Source organism: Reyranella sp. (genome assembly GCF_052439685.1).
Classification (GTDB): Bacteria; Pseudomonadota; Alphaproteobacteria; order Reyranellales; family Reyranellaceae; genus Reyranella.
In genome coordinates, this window is the sequence record NZ_JBQVQG010000016.1 from 37,135 (window position 1) to 54,852 (window position 17,718).

The following is a 17,718-nucleotide window of genomic DNA, read 5'->3' on the forward strand; positions in this document are numbered from 1 at the left end:
AGCGGTTTTTCGGCGCGGGGGGTCTCAGAGGAAGGAATAGGGGTCGACATCGACCTGCAGACGGACCGAACCGGGCAGGCCGATCCGCTCGAGCCAGGCATGCAGCAAGGGCTGTACGGCCGTGTCGCGGCCGGCCTTGAGCAGGAAGCGCCGCCTGTGCCGGCCGCGCAGCAGCGCCATCGGTGCGACCGACGGCCCCAGGATGATGACACCTTCCTGATGCGGCGCGTGGCGGGCCAGCGCCGCACAGACATTGTCCACCGCGGCGGGATCCGGCCCGGAAACGATCAGCGAGGCCAGCCGCCCATAGGGCGGCATGCCGGCCAGAGCCCGGTCCTGGAGCTCGACGTCGACGAATTGGTCGCGATCGCCCGACACCAGCGCCTGCATGACGGGATGCTCGGGATTGTGCGTCTGGATCAGCGCCCGGCCCGGCCGGCCGTCGCGACCGGCACGACCGGCGACCTGGTAGAGGAGTTGGAAGGTTCGCTCGGCCGCGCGCAGGTCGCCGCCGTTCAGGCCGAGATCGGCATCGATCACCGCCACGAGGGTCAGATTGGGAAAATGATGGCCTTTCGCCGCCATCTGCGTGCCGATCAGGATGTCGATCTCGCCCTTCTCCATGCGATCGACCGCCGCCGACGCCTCGTCGCGGCTCATCAGGCTGTCCGAGGTGAAGAGTTCCAGCCGCGCCTCGGGAAAGAGCTCCAGCGCCTCCTCCGCCAGCCGTTCGACGCCGGGACCGCAGGCGACGAACTGGTCGACCGCCCCGCAGTGCCGGCAGGTGTGGGCAGGCGGCTCGGAATAGCCGCAATGATGGCAGACCAGGGTGCGGCGAAACCGGTGCTCGACCAGCCAGGCCGAGCATTGTGGACATTCGAGCCCCGAGCCGCAGGCCCGGCAGAGCGTGATCGGCGCATAGCCGCGGCGATTGAGGAACAGCAGCGTCTGCTCGCCGGCCGCCAGCGTCTCCTTCATGGCCTCGACGACCGGTGGCGAAAGCCAGCGCCCGCGCGGCGGCGCATCGCGCCGCAGATCGATGGCCTTCAGGGCCGCCAGCCGATGCCCGCCATGCCGCCCCGGCAGATGGACCTCGCCATAGCGGCCAGTCTTCACGTTGACGACGCTTTCGAGCGATGGCGTCGCCGATGCCAGCACGATGGGCGCGGACGCGAGTCGCGCGCGCACCACCGCCATGTCGCGCGCATTGTAGACGACGCCTTCGTCCTGTTTGAACGAACTGTCGTGTTCCTCGTCGACCACGATCAGGCCGAGACTGGCGAAGGGCAGGAACAGCGCGGAGCGTGCACCGACGACGACGCCCACCCTCCCTTCGGCGATGGCGCGCCAAGTCTCGCGGCGTTCGAGACTGGTGAGGCCCGAATGCCAGGGCGAGGGCAGCGCGCCGAAGCGATCCTCGAAGCGCTTCAGCCACTGCGCCGTAAGCGCGATCTCCGGCAGCAGCACCAGCACCTGGCGGCCCGCGGCCAGGCAGGCGGCAATCGCCTCGAAATAGACCTCCGTCTTGCCGGCGCCCGGCACGCCGTCGAGCAGCGTCGCCGAGAAGGCATGGGCCTTCACCTTGGAAACGAGTCCGTCGGCGGCGATCTTCTGCGCCGGCGACAGGGTCGGCCCGGCGTGCAGCCCGTCCGGCTGCGGGAAGGATCGGCGCACGGTGCGTTCCTGCGCCTCCAGGAGACCGAGCAGCGCCATGCTCTTGACGACCGAGGTACCGACTCCGGCAAGATGCGCCAGTTCCGACGCGGTCATCGCCGGCCCGTCTTTCAATTGCTCGAGCACGCGACGGCGCGCCGCCGTGAGTTTGAGCGCGGTATCGTCGGTCGGCGCGGCCGGTCGATAGACGAGTTCGGTCTTGGGAGCCTCCAGGGCGGAGGGCACGCTCATCGCCATGCGCAGCACGGCACCTGCAGGCATCAGCGTATAGGCCGACACCCAGTCGACGAAGCGGCGCATCGCATCGGCCATGGGTAGTGCGGGAAGGACGGCGATCACATCGCGCAACTTCTCCGGCGCGACATCGCCCGTACCGGCGCCCCACGCGACACCGATGGTCTCGCGCTTGCCGAGCGGCACCACGACGAAATGTCCCGGCAGCACGAGCATGCCTTCGGGAACGCGATAATCATAGGCATCGCCGAGCGGCAACGGCAGCAGGACCTTGATCGTGTTTTCCACCGGGTCTAGACGCGACGACGCGATCCCCTTGGCTTGTGGCTCCGAAGGGGAATCGCTAGAAATTGTGGTAACGGGCGAGTCCGAATCACCGGCCATTGGGGTAGTTTATATGAAGTTCTTCGTCGATACCGCCGATGTCGCCGATATCACGGATCTCGCGGCCTCAGGACTTCTCGACGGCGTGACGACCAACCCCTCGCTGATCGCCAAGTCCGGCCGGCAGATGCTCGACGTCATCAAGGAGATCTGCGCCATCGTCCCGGGCCCGGTCAGCGCCGAAACGGTCGCGACCGACCACAAGACGATGCTGGAGGAAGGCCGCAAGCTCGCCAAGCTCGCGAACAACGTCACGGTGAAGGTGCCGCTGACGCCGGACGGACTCAAGACCTGCAAGGTGCTGACCTCCGAAGGCACCATGGTGAACGTCACCCTGTGCTTCTCGGCGGCGCAGGCATTGCTGGCGGCCAAGGCGGGCGCCACCTTCGTCTCGCCGTTCGTCGGCCGCCTCGACGATATCGGCCAGGACGGCATGCATCTGATCGGCGAGATCATGACGATCTACCGCCAGTATCCGCACTTCAAGACCGAGGTCCTGGTGGCCTCGATCCGTCACACCCAGCATGTGATCGCCGCCGCCAAGCTCGGCGCCCATGTCGGCACCCTGCCGCCCAACGTGCTCCGCCAGCTCTTCAAGCACACCCTGACGGACAACGGTCTCAAGGCCTTCCTCGACGACTGGGCCAAGACCGGCCAGTCGATCCTCTGACCCGGAGACGGGCACATGGCCAATGACGGTACGATTCCGGCGCCCGACGGCTCCGGCCGGCAGGTGAAGCTGATCACCGCCGACGACGTCGTGGCCTATCTCAAGGCCCATCTCGATTTCTTCGACAAGCACGGCGAGCTGGCCACCGAGATGGGCATCACGCCGCGCGTCCAGGGGCCTGGCGTCATCGACATGCAGCAGGCGATCCTGAAGCGCCTGCGTGGCGAGATCGAGAAGCTCAAGGTCGAGCGCACCGAGATCATCGCCAACTCCAAGCAGAACCAGATCGTCCAGAACCGCATCCAGGCGGCGGTCATCAGCATCATCCAGGCGACGACCTTCGAGAAGATGATCCATGTCGTCACGCACGAGCTGCCCGAGCTGCTCGACGTCGACTTCATCACGCTCGCGATCGAGGCCAATGCCGACGCCCCCAAGCGCGTGCCGGTGCGCGGCGTCTACGTGCTGGCGCCGGGGGCGATCGATGCCGCCATCGGCCCGGACAAGCATGCCCGCCTGCGCTCCAGCATCGTGGGCGAGGAGGCGTTCTTCGGCGACGTGGCGCGCTTCGTGAAGTCCGACGTGCTGATGCGCCTGCAGGTCTCGTCGGGTTCGCCCGACGGCGTCATGTGCTTCGGCGCCCGTGACCCCGAGGCCTTCGGGCCGGAGATGTCGACCGAACTCCTGTTCTTCCTGTCCAAGGTGCTGGAGAACACCATTCGCGCCTGGCTCGACCTGCCCGAGTAGGCACGGCATGAGTGTCGCTGACGCACGGGCGGCGTGGCGCGACTGGCTGAAGAGCGAGCGCCGGCTCGCCGACCACACGCTGATCGCCTACGAACACGACGTCGCGACGTTCCTCGGTTTCATGGCGACCTATCTCGGCGACACGCCGACGCTCGAAGCGCTCGCCCGGCTGAAACCCGCCGAGTTTCGCGCCTGGTTGGCCGAGCGCTCGCGTCAGGGCATGGCACGCTCCTCGACGGCGCGCGCCTTCTCCTCGGTGCGCTCCTTCTTCCGCTTCCTCGACAAGAACAAGCTCGCCCACAATGCGAGCATCGCCACCATCCAGACGCCCAAGCTGCCACGCTCCGTGCCGAAGGCGCTGAGCGAGCGCGACATGGAGGATCTGCTCGCGGCCGAGCCCGACCGCGAGCGCGCGCCGTGGATCGACCTGCGCGACGCCGCCGTGCTGATCCTGCTCTACGGCGCGGGCCTGCGCATCGGCGAGGCGCTGGCGCTCACCAAGGCCGAGGTCGAAGACCTGCTGAAGAGCGGCCGCGACACGCTCGCCGTCACCGGCAAGGGCAACAAGACGCGGCTGGTGCCCTTGCTGCCGCAGGCGCTGCAGGCGCTCCGGAAATACCGCGACGCCTGCCCATGGCTCGCGGCGGCGAAACCCTCCGACCGCGTCTTCATGGGCGCGCGCGGCGGCGCGCTCGATCCCGCCATCGTGCAGAAGCGGGTGCGCGAGATCCGCCGCGACCTCGGCCTAGCCGAAAGCGTGACGCCGCACGCGCTGCGCCACTCCTTCGCCACCCACCTGCTGGGTGCCGGCGGCGACCTGCGCACCATCCAGGAACTGCTGGGGCACGCGTCGCTGTCGACGACCCAGCGCTACACCGACGTCGACGCGGCACGGCTCGCCGCGGTCTATCGCGCGGCCCATCCGCGCGCGAAAGGATGACCATGGCCCAGCATATCGGCATCGTCGCCTGCTCCGCCGAGGGCGCGGCGCTCTGCTACAGGACGATCTGCGTCGGCGGCGCCGGCCTCATGGGCCCGCACGCCCATCCCGAAGTCTCGCTGCACACCCATTCCCTGGCCGACTACGTCACGTGCCTCGACCGTGGCGACCGCGCCGGCGTGGCCGAGCTGATGCTGTCGTCGGCGCACAAGCTCGCGCGAGCGGGCGCGGATTTCCTGATCTGTCCCGACAACACCATCCACCAGGCGATGGAGTTGGTGCTGCCGCGCTCGCCCCTGCCCTGGCTGCACATCGCCGAAGTCGTCGCTGCCGAAGCGGCGGCGCGCGGCTACAGGAAGCTCGGCATCACCGGCACGCGCTGGCTGGTCGACAGCGACGTCTATCCGCAGAAGATCGAAGCCGAAGGGCTCGCGTGGCTGCGGCCGACCGACGCCGAACGCGACGAGACCAGCCGCCTCATCATGGACGAGCTGGTGCAGAGCCGCTTCACGCCGCAAGGCATCGCGACCTTCCAGCGCGTGATGGACCGCATGAAAAGCGAGGGCTGCGACGCCGTCGTGCTGGGCTGTACCGAGATTCCGCTGATCATGAACGACGGCAACTCGCCCCTGCCGACGCTCGATTCGACGCGGCTGCTCGCGCGCGCAGCCCTGAAGCGTGCCGTTACAGGGGCTTCTGGAAAATGATCTCACCGTCGTCCTGGCGACCGATCTCTTCCCAGCCATTCTCCCGATAGAAGCGTTCGGCCCGCGTGCCGGCGCCGGTCGTCAGTCTCGCCACGGCAAAACCCGCCGCCCGCAGATCCTCGCAGGCGAGCGGCAGCAGCGCGCGGCCAAGCCCGCGACCTTCCCAATCCGGATGGATGAACAGGCCGAAGATCGTGCCGTCGCGTGGATCGGCAACGGAGAAGCCCTGCACCGCGCCGTCCTCCTCCCAGACCCAGAAGGTCGCGTTTTCGAAGATCCAGTTGGCCGTCGCCTCGACCTTGCCTACGGACCTCGCGCTGAGTTGATTCTCGCGGACGGCGAGACGCACCTCGGAAATGCGGGGACGGTCGGCGCTGGTCGCTTTACGGATCATTCGGGGCCCATGACGGTGAAAGGCGCGACCCTACACGGCCCGTTGCAGAACGCCAGCCTCCTGTACCGCCGGTTGCGATCGCGACTCGCGTTCGAGGCTCGCGATCTGCCGGTCGATCTCCGCGACGACCGACTTCGCGAACGGCCCGAGATGCAGGTAGAGCGTGACCTGGATGACCACCACCTCCAGCGCAGACGGATTGTGCCGGGCGATGTCGACAAACGTCCGCCAGAAATACCGGGCCAGGAACGGATGCGTGACGGTCATTCTCCACATCAGGCGCAGCAGCGTGTTCCGGTCGCGCGGCGACACGACCGGCCGTGCCGTGACGGGATGGCTCGGCCGCCGCAGGTTGAGCCCCGACCGCCGCACGCGCTCGAAGTAGGCGGCCGGCCGGTAGGTCGCTTCGAGGATCGCCTTGTAGTCCCGCAGGATGTCGATGCGCGGACGGCGGGTCACGAAGTTGAGGCCCGCCGTGCACTGATCGCCCCGTCCCAGGTCGGCGAAGGGCAGCAGGCGGCCCTCCTTCTCCAGGCGGCGGGTCAGTTGCGTGGTCGGCAATGCGGTCAGCAGGCCGACCATGCAGACCGGGATGCAGGTGGCTTCGATGCACTCGATCATCGCCTCGGCCACGCCAAGCTCTTCGGTGTCGAAGCCGACGATGAAGCCGGCGATCACCATCATTCCCGCCGCATGGATCCGGTGCACACTCTCGGCCAGGCTGCGGCGCGTGTTCTGCTTCTTGCGCGTCGAGACGAGCGTTGCGGTATCGGGACTCTCGATGCCGACGAAGATGGCGAAGAAGTTGGCGCGCCTCATCATGTCGAGCAACTCGGCATCGTCGGCCAGGTTGATGGACGCCTCGGTCGAGAACATGAAGGGATAGCCCGTGCTCTTCTGCCAGGCCTCGAGGGCGGGAAGGAACTGCTTCAACGCCTTCTTGTTGCCGATGAGATTGTCGTCGACGAAGTCGACATGGCCACGATAGCCGGCATCGTGCAGCGCCTGCAGCTCGGCCAGCATCTGCGGCACGGTCTTGGACCGCGGCACGCGCCCGAACAGCTCGATGATGTCGCAGAATTCGCAATTGAACGGACAGCCGCGCGAGAACTGCACGCCGACGAAGAGGTAGTGATCGAAATTGAGCAGGTCGAAGCGCGGGATCGGGCTCGCCGTGATGTCGGTCTTGAATTTCTCGGCTTCGAAACGCCCGCGCTTCGCACCGGCGGTCCAGGCGTCGACGAATTGTCCGATGACGCCCTCGGCCTCGCCGATCACCAGGAAGTCCGCATGCTCGAAGAGTTCGGGGCTGGACATGGCGTCCGGCCCGCCGACGACCACCGGCTTGCCCTGCGCCTGCGCCAGCCGGATGATCTCGAGCGAGTCCACGCGCTGCGGCAGCATTCCGCCGGTCATCACCATGTCGGCCCAGGCGAGGTCGGCGGGATCCAGCGCCTCGGCATTGCGGTTCACCAGCCTGATGTTCCAATCGCGCGGCAGGAGCGCTGCCAGCGTGATGAGGCCGAGCGGCGGCGCCGGACAGCGCACGCCGTGGATGTCGCAAGCCGCCTGCAGGCTCCAGAAGGAGTTCGGATTGAAGCGCGGGAAGATCATGAGAACATTCGGTGTCGTCACGGCCGCTCCTTCGCCTGGTATCAGGGAAAAGCATCAGCATCGGTCGATCGAATGGCGGTTCGTTCGCGACGTTACGCACAGTCGACGCGGCGAACTTCCGCAGGAATTTGAACACACGGAGACATCCCGCACAATCGCCGGGTACCCTTCCGCCGAGCCATTGCGGTCAGGCCTATCGGGCCGCTTCGTAGACGACGTGCAGAGCACCGCCGCTGCGCGGCTCGCAGGACTTCAAGGTCAGTTTCAGTTCCGGCGTGCCTGGCGCGATGAGCGGGATGCCGTCGCCCAGAAGGATCGGCACGATGGCCATCTCCAGCACGTCGAGCTTGCCGGCCGCGATCATGCCGCGGATCACGTTCGCACCGCCCTCGACCCAGACACGCGCATAGCCACGTGCTTCCAGTTCGGCGGCGACGAGCCCGAGATCGCCCGACCGTACCTCGACTCCCCGAGGCGGATCGGCCAGCGGACGGCTGGTCATGACGATCGTAGCCTTGTCGCCATAAGGCCAGTCGCCCAGCCCTCGTATGACCTCGTAGGTGTCGCGCCCCATCAGGATCGCATCGACGCTCGCCAGAAAGGCCTCGAGGCCGAACTCCTCGGCGGGATGGCCTTCCAGCCAGTCGAACGCGCCGTCGGGGCGCGCGATCTTGCCATCGAGCGACATGGCGATGTGGCGATGTGGCGATGTGGCAATGCCAGATCGTCCTCGTCATCAATACCCCGCTGAAACTAGAACAACACCGTCAGGCGCAGCGAGAAGACTGCCGCCATCTGATGCGTCGGTGCCAGCGCCGGCTGGAAATAAAGCTGAACATCGGGTGTGATCAATAGGTGTCGAACCGACCACGACCAGTAGAGTTCGACCATCGTCTCGCTGGGATTCACGAAGGTGTCGGCATAGAGGGCCTGGTTGACCCTGTTCCAGGCGAAGCCCAGGCCGATCTGGTCGAGCGGCGCGCGGCCCAGCGGGTTGTTGTAGACCGCGCCGCCGGCGATCGACGACTGTATGTACTGGCTGGAATTCCAGGCGGTGTTGGCGCGCAGGAACAGGCCCCATTTGTCGCCGAGCGGCTGGGAGGCGCTGAAGGACAGGCCCGAACTCGCCTGCGGCTGCATCTGGACGCTGGGCAGGTTGTAATAGAGCAGCGAATAGCTGCCCTGGCCGAGCTTACCCCAAGTCGGGGACCAGGCACCGTAGACGAACCAGGAGTACTGGCCCTGCGCCACCGTACTGAATTGGATGTAGTTGCTGGCCGCGACGTTGTTGGCATCCTGGAAGCCCGCGGCAAAGGTCAGCTCGTCACTCAAGCTCAGCTGGACATAGGCGCCGAGACTGCCCTGGGAGTAATTCTGGCTGCCGTTCTGGGCCAGCGAATAGCCGATGAAGTTGACCTGCTCATTGTTGGAATAGGCGTTGCCGTCGAAGTTCGAGAAAGGATACTGACCCACCGTCAGCGACACGACATTGCCTGGAAAATCCTGTGTGTAGCTCACCTGCGCAAAGGTGAGCTGGTTGTCCGCATAGTCGTTGACCGGACTGTTGAGGTTCAGGCGGTTCTGCAGGGTGGTGCCCGTCTGGCCCGACCAGTATTGCGTCGCGAGGTAGGCGAACTGGAAGGACCCCGCACCGAATCGGGGATTGTCGAACACCTCCCAGTTCACTGCCGGCGAGAACTGGGCCTGCACCGCCCCATAGTCGCTGCCCGGCGTTCCCCACTGGCTCAGCACCGACGAGGTCATCGAGTAGAAGATGCCGGTGGTGTCCTGGATCTTCTGCTTCGCCTTGGCATAGCGCCGCGAGGCGTCGTCGAAGGGCTGTTCCAGGAAATACTTCTCGCGCGCCTCGGCCGCCCGCAACCGGTTGTGGATCTTGCCGACATGACGCACATCGTCGTCATCGGCGGCGGCCACATCCTGAGCGTAGGCTGCCGCACCCGGCAGGAACAGGGCGAGCAGACCGCCAATCCAGATCGTCGAACGCATGCCGCTCCTGCCGGCCCGCGTCTATGGCTTCAGCGCCTTCTCCAGGAACGCCTTCACGTCGACCACGAACTGCCTCCAGGCCGGTTCGTGCGCGCCGTAATGCGCCCCGCAGCAACCGCCGGGCTTGCTGCGGTTGCCAACCCCGTCGAGATAGCGCACCGGCAAGCCCAGCGCATCGAAGCTATGATGAGCGTTTTCGTAAACTTTCGTTTCAACCAGCTCGCGGCCGCGCACGACACGCTCCAACATCGCCCGGCATTGTGAGACCGGCGTCCAGTCGTCGAGCGCGCCCATGGCGAAGAAGGTGGGCTGGCGCACTGCGAGGCGCGGCCCCAGGGCATCGGCCAGCGCACAGTCCGGATAGACCAGCACGACGGCGCGGGCCACGGCCGGCGTGCGGTCTTCGGGTTTGCCCGACAGGGCGCGCAGCGTCGCCACCCCGCCGCCGTAGGAATAGCCCATGTAGGCGAGCCGACGCGGATCGACGCCCGGCTGCTTCGCGAGCCAAGCGAGCGACGCATCGATGTCGCCGGCTCGCACCTCGGCAGCGGCCTCGGTCGGCCAGTTACGGCCGCAGACATCCTTGAGGCCGCGCGCCGAGAAACTGTCGACCACCAGCGCCGCATAGCCCCAGGAGGCGAGCAGGCCGGCCATGCGCGCCGTGTTCTGCCCCGGCCCGCCGCAGCCGTGGAACAGCGCCACCGCAGGCACCGCCGCAGTGGCCTTGGCCGGACGGAAGAGCTGCGCCGACAGCTGGACCGTGCGCCCCCCTTGCTCTACGGGAACGCGGACGTTCTGCTGGGCCAAGGCGGGCGTGGCGCACAGCAGAGCGAGCAGGACTGTCAGTCTGGCGAGCATGCCGGACCGTAAACCAAGCAATAGCGGACACAACAGGCGGATTGCACGTGAGCGACACGATCTACACCATCTCCACCTGGGTAATCCCGGCCCTTCTCGCCATCACGCTGCATGAGGCGGCGCACGGCTTCGTCGCGCTGCGCTTCGGCGACAAAACGGCCTGGCAGCTCGGGCGCGTCACCCTCAATCCGTTCAAGCACATCGACCCGGTGGGCACGATCCTGCTGCCGGGTCTGCTGATCTTCCTGCGTGCGCCGTTCCTGTTCGGCTACGCCAAGCCGGTGCCGGTGAACTTCCGGGCACTGAACAATCCCAAGCGCGACATGGTGTGGGTCGCCGCCGCCGGACCGGCGACGAACGTCGCCATGGCGCTGGCAGCGGGCCTGCTGGCGCATGTCGCCATCCTGCTGCCACCGGCTGCCGCGGCCTGGGCGATCCGCAACATCGAGAATGCGATCCTGATCAACGTGCTGCTCGCCGTGTTCAACATGGTGCCGCTGCCGCCGCTGGATGGCGGGCGCGTCGCCGTCGGGCTGCTGCCCGAGAGTCTCGCCCGACCGCTCGCTCGGCTGGAGCGCTTCGGCATGCCGATCCTGCTCGGCCTGATCTTCATCCTGCCACTGATCGGCAATCAACTCGGCGTCGACCTGAACGTCATCGGCTGGCTGCTGAGCGCACCCGTCGCCTGGCTGGTCGAACTGGTCATCCGCGTCACCGGCAACGGCTGATCCCTCGGTCTCAGGTTCGGACGTCGCTCGCCTCCGCGGGCTCATCCGCGCCGTTGCCCTGCGGTGGTGCGAGGTTCATCGCCTGGCGTTCCTCGGCGATACTGGCGACGGCGGCGCGGACGCCGGGATGGCGCGCCATGAACTGGTTGAAGTCGCGCCGGTCGAGCACGAGGAATTGGCAGAAGTCGACGGCGATCACGTCGGCGGTGCGACGCTCGCCGGTCAGCAGCGCCATCTCACCGAAATAGGCGCCGGCTTCGAGGCGGATCACCCGGTCGGCAACGTGCACTTCGACCGCCCCCGACGAGATGAAGTACATGCCGTCGGCGCGATCGCCGGCGCGAATGACACGGTCGCCCGGAGAGGCCGATTTCGGACGGAACATCAGCAGAAGCGATTCCTGATCCTGCCGCTCGACGAGCTGCAGCATCGGAAACAATTCGAGGAGACTGTTCAGTTTGAGGTCCTGAGCCTTCGAGCGCTCTTCCTGCCGGGCCTTGATGATCGCGAGCTGGCGACCCAGCGCTTCGTAGTGGCGCTGGCCGTAGAAGGCGGCGCCGGCCGGGCGGCCGATCCGTTTCTGGAGCAGCCCGACGGCATGGAAGACCAGCGGGTTCAGCATGATCGAGAAGAGCGCGCCACCGACCACGAGATCCCGGCCTTCGTTGGGCACGAGCCCGGCCGAGATGCCGAGCGCGATCAGGATGAAGGAGAACTCGCCGATCTGCGCCAGGCTCGCCGACACGACGAGGCCGGTGCCGATCGGATAGCGCAGCAGCATGATGATGGCGAAGGCGATCAGCGACTTGCCGAAGATGATCAGGGCCAGCACCGAGAGCACGGCGCCAGGCGAACGGTAGAGGATCGTCGGATCGAACAGCATGCCGACCGAGACGAAGAACAGGACCGAGAAAGCGTCCTGAAGAGGCAGCGAGTCGGCGGCCGCCTTGTGGCTGAACGAGGATTCGCTCAGCACCACGCCCGCGAAGAAGGCGCCGAGCGCGAACGAAACACCGAAGATGTGCGCCGAGCCGTAGGCAATGCCCAGCGCCACCGCGAGAACCGAGAGGGTGAACAGTTCGCGCGAGCCGGTGCGGGCGACGCGGGCCAGCATCCAAGGCACCACCTTCGGCCCGATCAGGATGGCGATGACGGCGAAGGCCGCGACCTTGGACAGGGTGATGGCCAGCTCCAGCGCGATCGGCATGTCCGACGGGGCATGGCCCTGGATCGGCTTGCCGCCCAGCACCTCGGCGAAGGCCGGCAGCAGCACCAGCGCCAGCACCATCGCGAGATCCTCGACGATCAGCCAGCCGACCGCGACCCTTCCATTGGGACTGTCGACCATGTTGCGCTCCTCCAGCGCCTTCAGAAGCACGACCGTGCTCGCGACCGACAGGCTGAGCCCGATCACGAGGCCGGTGCCGAAGCTCCAGCCCCACAGCGAACACAGGCCGATGCCGAGCAGGGTCGCCAGCACGATCTGGCCGATGGCACCCGGTATGGCGATGCCTTTCACGGCGAGGAGATCGGAAGCGGAGAAATGCAGGCCAACGCCGAACATCAGCAGGATCACGCCCACTTCGGCGAGCTGCGACGAGAGCCCGGCATCCGCCACGAAGCCCGGCGTGTAGGGACCGATCAGGATCCCGGCGACGAGATAGCCGACGAGCGGTGGCAGCCGCAGCCGGTCGGCGACATAGCCGAAGCCGAAGGCGAGCACGAAGCCAATGGCGATGGTGGCAATCAACGTCGCTTCGTGATGCACGTTCGAAGTCCGTCGGCTGTTTCGGGAAGGAGATCATTCTAGAGAGCCTGAGCCGGATTTGCACCTCTTGTGCATCCGAGCTCGCCGCCGCTCCGCATGCCGCGAAGATTTTCGGACTCCGCCGGGGAATAAACGAACCGCGTCGGGCGTCTCTCCTCTGCAGACCACAACTGCATGGGAGTCAGAAAATGTTGAAGTCGATCCTCGCCGCCACCGCCGCCCTGGCTATTCTTGCCGCCGGCACCGCTTTCGCCGCCGAGCCCGCCTCGGCCACACCGCCCGCGATGAAGAGCGGCATGTTCGTCACGGCGAGCGGCATGACGCTCTACACGTTCGACAAGGACGCGACGCCGGGCAAGTCGGTTTGCAACGGTCCGTGCGCCACCAACTGGCCGCCGGCCCTCGCGGCCGACGGCGCCAAGGCCACCGGCGACTGGACGATCATCACCCGCGACGACGGGCTGAAGCAGTGGGCCTACAAGGGCAAGCCGGTCTATGCCTTCGCCAAGGACACCAAAGCCGGCGACAAGACGGGCGACGGCTTCCTGAACGGCGCCTGGCACATCGCCAAGTAACGATGGTGGGAATTGGCGCCGGTCCCGGTCCGGCTGGCGCCATCTTCCTGTAGAGTAATCCGATGGCCGATGCGGAAGCCCTGCTCGAACCGCTGATCCCGGCGTTGCGCCGCTACGCCTATGCGCTGGTGCGCGACCACGATGCCGCCGACGATCTGGTGCAGGACACTCTGGAGCGCGCGCTGTCTCGCTGGACGCTGCGGCGGAGCGACGGCGACCTCAGGGCCTGGCTCTTCACCATCCAGCGCAACCTGTACGTCTCGGCATTGCGTCAGGGCCGCCGACGCGGCGCCCATGTCGAATTCGAAGAGGCGACGATGCCGTCGAGTGCCGCGCAGCAGGAGAGCGGCATCGAGGTCCAGGACATCCTGGCGGCGCTCGACCAGCTGCCGGAAGAACAGAAGTCGCTGCTTCTGCTGGTGGGTGTCGAGGATCTTTCCTACGACGACGCGGCCCGGGTCATGGGCGTGCCTGCGGGCACGGTGATGTCGCGCCTGTCGCGCGGCCGCCAGCGACTGCGCGCGCTGCTGGAGACCGGGCGGACGACGTTCCTGCGGAGAGTGAAATGACGGGGAAGGAGTTTTCGATCGGCGAGGACGAGCTGCAGGCCTTCGTCGACGAACGGCTGGGCGGCGAGCGCCGCGCGGCCGTCGAGGCGCATCTGGCCGCCTCTCCCGAACTCGCCGAGCGCGTCGCCCTGGAACGCCGGCAGCGCGCCATGTTGCGCAGCCGCCTCGACGCCAAGTTCGCCGAGCCCATTCCCGCCCGGCTGCGGATCGCCTCCTTGCGGGCCGCGCGACGCACTTTCTGGCTACGGAGCGGAGCCGGCGCCGCTGCCGCGGTCGCGCTCTTCGTGGCCGGCGCGACGGCAGGCTGGTTTGCCAACACCATTGGACCCGCACCGCTGGCGCCTCCACCGACCGCCAGCGTGGCTCAGGGCGCCCATGCCGCCTATCGCACGTTCGTGGTCGAGGTCGCCCATCCGGTCGAAGTCGGCGTGCAGCAGGAGGCGCACCTGCTGCAGTGGCTCTCCAAGCGGCTCGGGCGGAAGCTCGCCGCGCCCGACCTCTCGCCCTTCGGCTACAGGCTGATGGGGGGTCGCCTGCTGCCGGGCGGCACTGGTGCCGCCGCTCAGCTCATGTACGACGATGCGAGCGGCAAGCGGCTCACCATCTACGTGCGCGCGGCCGATGGATCGGAGACCGCCTTCCGTTTCCAGAAGGAAGGCGAGGCCTCGACCTTCGCCTGGATCGACCAGGGCTTCGGCTTTGCCGTCACCGCAACGGCCACCCGCGAGGAGCTGCTGCCGATTGCCGAGGCCGTCTATCGCGGCTTCGAGGGCAAAAGCTGACGGCTACTTCGTCGGATCGGTGTGATCTTCGAACTTCTTGAGATGGCTCGGCGCCCATTTGTGGTCGCGAGCCTTGACGATCCATTCGTCGAGCTTGGGCCAGCGGCGGCGCGCCGACGTCACCCATCGGCGGCCGGTTTCGAATTCGGTCGCCAGCAGATAAAGGGCGAGCACGAAGAAAATCCAGCCCTGCAGAAGCGGGATGAAGCCGCCCACCACCGACATGATCAGGCAGGCGACGATCGCAAGCGCCATCAGGGGCTTGCGCATGCGGTCCTACAGATGGATCGGCTTGTCCCAGGCGGCGAGGGCGGCTTCCTTGAGCGCCTCGTTTACCGTGGGATGGGCGTGGCAGACGCGGCCGATATCTTCAGCCGAGGCGGAGAACTCCATCGCCATCGCAGCTTCCGCGATCATCGTCCCGGCCTCGGCGCCGAAGATGTGGACGCCCAGCACCTTGTCGCTCGCCTTGTCGGCCAGAACCTTCACGAACCCCTCCGTGGCGCCGTTCGCACGGCTGCGCGGGTCGGCGGTGAACGGATACTTGCCGACCTTGTAGGCAACGCCGGCCGCTTTCAGTTGTTCCTCGGTCTTGCCGACCCAGGCCACTTCCGGCTGGGTGTAGATGATCGAGGGCACGAGATCCCAGTTCACGTGTCCCTTCTGACCCGCGAGCGTCTCGACGCAGGCCACGCCGTCCTCGCTCGCCTTGTGCGCGAGCATCGGCCCGTCGATCACGTCGCCGATCGCATAGATGCCCGGCACCGAGGTCTGGAAATGACCATCGACGGCGATGCGGCCGCGCTCGGTCATCTTGACGCCGACCTTGTCGAGGCCGAGGCCCGCGACATAGGGCCGACGACCGATCGAGACCAGCACCACATCGGCTTCGAGCGTCTCCGATTCGCCGCCCTTCGCGGGTTCGACCGTGAGCGTCACGCCAGCATCCGTCGTCTCGGCCTTGGTGACCTTGGCGCCGAGCTTGAACTTCAGGCCCTGCTTGGCGAGCGTGCGCTGCAGGAACTTGGTGACCTCGTCGTCGACGCCGGGCGTGATGCGGTCGAGGAACTCGACCACTGTCACCTCGGCGCCGAGGCGACGCCACACCGAGCCGAGTTCCAGCCCGATGATGCCGGCGCCGACCACGACCAGGCGCTTCGGCACCTCGTTGAGTTCCAGCGCGCCGGTCGAGGAGACGATCTTCTTCTCGTCGATCGTGACGCCGGGCAGCGGTGTCACTTCCGAGCCGGTGGCGATCAGGATGTTCTTCGCCGACAGCGTGTCCTTCACCGCGCCGTCGTCGCCCAGCACCGCGACGGAGCCCGCCGCCTCGATGCGGCCCGCGCCGGTATAGGAGGCGATCTTGTTCTTCTTGAACAGGAAGGCGACGCCCTTGGTGGTCGCCTCGACGACCTCGCCCTTGCGCTTCATGAGCTGGGCGAAGTCGAGCTTCGGCGCCGCCACGACGACGCCGTGCGTGGCGAGATCGTGGCCGGCTTCCTCGAACAGATGCGAGGACTGCAGCAGCGCCTTGGAGGGAATGCAGCCGACGTTGAGGCAGGTGCCGCCGAGCGTCGCACGCTTCTCGACCACGGCGACCTTCAGGCCGAGCTGCGAAGCGCGGATGGCGGCGACATAGCCGCCCGGGCCGGCGCCGATCACGACGAGATCAAAGGATTCGTTGGCCATGGCACTACACCGGCTGGTCCACTTTCAGTGTCATCCCGAGCGCAGCGAGGGACCTTTCGCGGCGCCCGATTAAGGGTCCTCGCTGCGCTCGGGATGACACCGAGAGCGAGGCAATCGTCGTCCGTCCTAGACGCCGAGCAGCAGGCGCTCGGGGTCCTCGATGCCTTCCTTGACCTTGACCAGGAACAGCACGGCCTCGCGGCCGTCGATGATGCGATGGTCGTAGGACAAAGCGAGATACATCATCGGCCGCGCCTTGATCTCGCCGCCGACCACCATGGGCCGCTGCTGGATCTTGTGCATGCCGAGGATGGCCGACTGCGGCGGGTTCAGGATCGGCGTCGACATCAGCGACCCATAGACGCCACCGTTGGAGATGGTGAACGTGCCACCCGTCAGGTCGGCGATCGACAGCTTGCCGTCGCGCGCCTTGCGGCCGAGATCGCCGATGCCCTTCTCGATACCGGCAAAGTCCAGCACGTCGGCGTCACGCAGCACCGGGACGACCAGGCCCTGCGGCGAGCCGACGGCGACACCGATGTCGTAATAGTTCTTGTAGACGATCTCCTCGCCTTCGATCTCGGCGTTGACCGCGGGCAGCTCCTTGAGCCCCGCGATGCAGGCCTTCACGAAGAACGACATGAAGCCGAGGCGAGCGCCGTGCTTCTTCTCGAAATCGTCCTTCAGCCGCTCGCGCATCGCCATCACCGCAGTCATGTCCACCTCGTTGAAGGTGGTGAGCATGGCGGCGGTGTTCTGCGCCTCCTTGAGGCGGTTGGCGATGGTGCGGCGCAGCCGCGTCATCTTCACCCGCTCCTCACGGTCCGCCTTCTGGCGCGGACCGGCGGGTGCAGCCGGCTTCGCCGCCGGCGCACCGGCGGCCGGGATCGACGAGATTGCCGCCAGCACGTCTTCCTTGGTGGCGCGGCCATCCTTGCCGGTCGGCTGGATGGCGGACGCAGGAACGCCCTTCTCCTCGGCGAGCTTGCGCGCGGCAGGTCCCGAGGCCGCCAGATTGGCGCCGGCGGGAGCCGCGGCAGCGGGCGCCGGTGCAGGAGCGGCGGCGGGCTTGGGAGCGGCGGGCGCGGCGGCCTTCGGTGCGGGCGCGCTGGCTGCCCCGGCGCCGGCCTCGATGTGGCAGAGAATGCCACCCACCTGGACGGACGCGCCCTCTTCCACCGCGATGTCGGCGATGGTGCCGGCAACGCTCGCATTCACCTCGACGGTGACCTTGTCGGTCTCGAGCTCGCAAAGCGGCTGGTCGACGGCAACCTTGTCGCCCGCCTTCACCAGCCACTTGGCAACGGTCGCCTCGGTGACCGATTCGCCCAGAGCCGGAACCTTGATCTCGACGGCCATGACTAAAATCCCTCCTCTA

General features: G+C 66.9%; 18 protein-coding genes. 8 read left to right on the plus strand and 10 right to left on the minus strand.

Features of this window, described 5'->3' with window-relative positions; all coding sequences use genetic code 11:
- Positions 1 to 24 precede the first annotated feature (24 nt).
- Entirely contained in the window at positions 25 to 2,196 is a 2,172-nt protein-coding gene (locus tag ACT6UX_RS19470) for a primosomal protein N' (protein ID WP_444776804.1), read from the minus strand.
- Positions 2,197 to 2,305: 109 nt separating this feature from the next.
- Between ACT6UX_RS19470 and fsa the strand changes: the two genes are divergently transcribed.
- The 4 genes from fsa to ACT6UX_RS19490 are packed head-to-tail and all read left to right on the plus strand — an operon-like array spanning position 2,306 to position 5,356.
- Positions 2,306 to 2,962 carry a fructose-6-phosphate aldolase gene (gene fsa / locus ACT6UX_RS19475; RefSeq protein ID WP_444776805.1) on the plus strand — a complete coding sequence of 219 codons (657 nt, stop codon included), beginning with the start codon at positions 2,306 to 2,308 and terminating at the stop codon, positions 2,960 to 2,962.
- 15 nt (positions 2,963 to 2,977) lie between these two features.
- Positions 2,978 to 3,709, plus strand: coding sequence for a DUF484 family protein (locus ACT6UX_RS19480; RefSeq protein ID WP_444776806.1), 732 nt, complete (start codon positions 2,978 to 2,980; stop codon positions 3,707 to 3,709).
- Positions 3,710 to 3,716: 7 nt separating this feature from the next.
- Positions 3,717 to 4,649, plus strand: coding sequence for a tyrosine recombinase XerC (locus ACT6UX_RS19485; protein ID WP_444776807.1), 933 nt, complete (start codon positions 3,717 to 3,719; stop codon positions 4,647 to 4,649).
- Positions 4,650 to 4,651: 2 nt separating this feature from the next.
- Entirely contained in the window at positions 4,652 to 5,356 is a 705-nt protein-coding gene (locus ACT6UX_RS19490) for an aspartate/glutamate racemase family protein (protein ID WP_444776808.1), read from the plus strand.
- On the opposite strand, the gene ACT6UX_RS19495 is transcribed toward ACT6UX_RS19490, so the two are convergent.
- The 5 genes from ACT6UX_RS19495 to ACT6UX_RS19515 form a co-directional block, all read right to left on the minus strand.
- On the minus strand, positions 5,334 to 5,750 hold the full coding sequence (locus ACT6UX_RS19495) for a GNAT family N-acetyltransferase (RefSeq protein WP_444776809.1): 417 nt from the start codon (positions 5,748 to 5,750) through the stop codon (positions 5,334 to 5,336). The two genes, ACT6UX_RS19490 and ACT6UX_RS19495, sit on opposite strands and share 23 nt — an antisense overlap.
- 30 nt (positions 5,751 to 5,780) lie before the next feature.
- Entirely contained in the window at positions 5,781 to 7,364 is a 1,584-nt protein-coding gene (locus tag ACT6UX_RS19500) for a B12-binding domain-containing radical SAM protein (RefSeq protein WP_444776901.1), read from the minus strand.
- 193 nt (positions 7,365 to 7,557) lie between these two features.
- Positions 7,558 to 8,052: a dihydrofolate reductase family protein gene (locus tag ACT6UX_RS19505; protein ID WP_444776810.1), complete on the minus strand. Its 495-nt coding sequence runs from the start codon at positions 8,050 to 8,052 to the stop codon at positions 7,558 to 7,560.
- A 65-nt stretch (positions 8,053 to 8,117) separates the two neighbouring features.
- Positions 8,118 to 9,371: a carbohydrate porin gene (locus ACT6UX_RS19510; protein ID WP_444776811.1), complete on the minus strand. Its 1,254-nt coding sequence runs from the start codon at positions 9,369 to 9,371 to the stop codon at positions 8,118 to 8,120.
- A gap of 21 nt (positions 9,372 to 9,392) precedes the next feature.
- Positions 9,393 to 10,229, minus strand: coding sequence for a dienelactone hydrolase family protein (locus ACT6UX_RS19515; protein WP_444776812.1), 837 nt, complete (start codon positions 10,227 to 10,229; stop codon positions 9,393 to 9,395).
- Between the two features lie 47 nt (positions 10,230 to 10,276).
- Between ACT6UX_RS19515 and ACT6UX_RS19520 the strand changes: the two genes are divergently transcribed.
- Positions 10,277 to 10,957, plus strand: a complete 681-nt coding sequence (locus tag ACT6UX_RS19520) for a site-2 protease family protein (RefSeq protein WP_444776813.1) — start codon at positions 10,277 to 10,279, stop codon at positions 10,955 to 10,957.
- 10 nt (positions 10,958 to 10,967) lie between these two features.
- Here ACT6UX_RS19520 and ACT6UX_RS19525 read toward each other — a convergent pair whose 3' ends face one another.
- Positions 10,968 to 12,725, minus strand: a complete 1,758-nt coding sequence (locus ACT6UX_RS19525; RefSeq protein ID WP_444776814.1) for a cation:proton antiporter domain-containing protein — start codon at positions 12,723 to 12,725, stop codon at positions 10,968 to 10,970.
- Positions 12,726 to 12,913: 188 nt separating this feature from the next.
- On the opposite strand from ACT6UX_RS19525, the gene ACT6UX_RS19530 reads away from it, so the two are divergent.
- From ACT6UX_RS19530 to ACT6UX_RS19540, 3 genes are all read left to right on the plus strand, one after another.
- A complete protein-coding gene (locus tag ACT6UX_RS19530; RefSeq protein WP_444776815.1) occupies positions 12,914 to 13,300 on the plus strand; it encodes a COG4315 family predicted lipoprotein in 387 nt (128 codons plus the stop codon).
- A 62-nt stretch (positions 13,301 to 13,362) separates the two neighbouring features.
- The gene (locus tag ACT6UX_RS19535) at positions 13,363 to 13,869 is read left to right on the plus strand and encodes a sigma-70 family RNA polymerase sigma factor (protein WP_444776816.1); all 507 of its coding nucleotides are present in this window, start codon (positions 13,363 to 13,365) and stop codon (positions 13,867 to 13,869) included.
- Entirely contained in the window at positions 13,866 to 14,651 is a 786-nt protein-coding gene (locus ACT6UX_RS19540; protein WP_444776817.1) for an anti-sigma factor family protein, read from the plus strand. Before ACT6UX_RS19535 ends, ACT6UX_RS19540 begins: the two co-directional genes overlap by 4 nt.
- A 3-nt stretch (positions 14,652 to 14,654) precedes the next feature.
- Here ACT6UX_RS19540 and ACT6UX_RS19545 read toward each other — a convergent pair whose 3' ends face one another.
- From ACT6UX_RS19545 to odhB, 3 genes are all read right to left on the minus strand, one after another.
- Positions 14,655 to 14,921 carry a hypothetical protein gene (locus ACT6UX_RS19545; RefSeq protein WP_425067908.1) on the minus strand — a complete coding sequence of 89 codons (267 nt, stop codon included), beginning with the start codon at positions 14,919 to 14,921 and terminating at the stop codon, positions 14,655 to 14,657.
- Positions 14,922 to 14,927: 6 nt separating this feature from the next.
- Positions 14,928 to 16,340, minus strand: a complete 1,413-nt coding sequence (lpdA, locus tag ACT6UX_RS19550) for a dihydrolipoyl dehydrogenase (RefSeq protein WP_444776818.1) — start codon at positions 16,338 to 16,340, stop codon at positions 14,928 to 14,930.
- Between the two features lie 126 nt (positions 16,341 to 16,466).
- Positions 16,467 to 17,699: a 2-oxoglutarate dehydrogenase complex dihydrolipoyllysine-residue succinyltransferase gene (gene odhB / locus ACT6UX_RS19555; protein WP_444776819.1), complete on the minus strand. Its 1,233-nt coding sequence runs from the start codon at positions 17,697 to 17,699 to the stop codon at positions 16,467 to 16,469.
- Between the last annotated feature and the right edge of the window lie 19 nt (positions 17,700 to 17,718).

Excerpts from the sequence above, each read along its gene's own strand:
- ACT6UX_RS19485 (WP_444776807.1), top strand. The coding sequence starts at position 3,717 with ATGAGTGTCGCTGACGCACGGGCGGCGTGGCGCGACTGGCTGAAGAGC.
- ACT6UX_RS19540 (WP_444776817.1), top strand. The coding sequence starts at position 13,866 with ATGACGGGGAAGGAGTTTTCGATCGGCGAGGACGAGCTGCAGGCCTTC.
- ACT6UX_RS19500 (WP_444776901.1), bottom strand. The coding sequence starts at position 7,364 with ATGATCTTCCCGCGCTTCAATCCGAACTCCTTCTGGAGCCTGCAGGCG.
- ACT6UX_RS19495 (WP_444776809.1), bottom strand. The coding sequence starts at position 5,750 with ATGATCCGTAAAGCGACCAGCGCCGACCGTCCCCGCATTTCCGAGGTG.
- lpdA (WP_444776818.1), bottom strand. The coding sequence starts at position 16,340 with ATGGCCAACGAATCCTTTGATCTCGTCGTGATCGGCGCCGGCCCGGGC.
- ACT6UX_RS19545 (WP_425067908.1), bottom strand. The coding sequence starts at position 14,921 with ATGCGCAAGCCCCTGATGGCGCTTGCGATCGTCGCCTGCCTGATCATG.
- ACT6UX_RS19535 (WP_444776816.1), top strand. The coding sequence starts at position 13,363 with ATGGCCGATGCGGAAGCCCTGCTCGAACCGCTGATCCCGGCGTTGCGC.
- ACT6UX_RS19480 (WP_444776806.1), top strand. The coding sequence starts at position 2,978 with ATGGCCAATGACGGTACGATTCCGGCGCCCGACGGCTCCGGCCGGCAG.
- ACT6UX_RS19530 (WP_444776815.1), top strand. The coding sequence starts at position 12,914 with ATGTTGAAGTCGATCCTCGCCGCCACCGCCGCCCTGGCTATTCTTGCC.
- ACT6UX_RS19510 (WP_444776811.1), bottom strand. The coding sequence starts at position 9,371 with ATGCGTTCGACGATCTGGATTGGCGGTCTGCTCGCCCTGTTCCTGCCG.
- ACT6UX_RS19505 (WP_444776810.1), bottom strand. The coding sequence starts at position 8,052 with ATGTCGCTCGATGGCAAGATCGCGCGCCCCGACGGCGCGTTCGACTGG.
- fsa (WP_444776805.1), top strand. The coding sequence starts at position 2,306 with ATGAAGTTCTTCGTCGATACCGCCGATGTCGCCGATATCACGGATCTC.
- ACT6UX_RS19490 (WP_444776808.1), top strand. The coding sequence starts at position 4,652 with ATGGCCCAGCATATCGGCATCGTCGCCTGCTCCGCCGAGGGCGCGGCG.
- ACT6UX_RS19515 (WP_444776812.1), bottom strand. The coding sequence starts at position 10,229 with ATGCTCGCCAGACTGACAGTCCTGCTCGCTCTGCTGTGCGCCACGCCC.
- odhB (WP_444776819.1), bottom strand. The coding sequence starts at position 17,699 with ATGGCCGTCGAGATCAAGGTTCCGGCTCTGGGCGAATCGGTCACCGAG.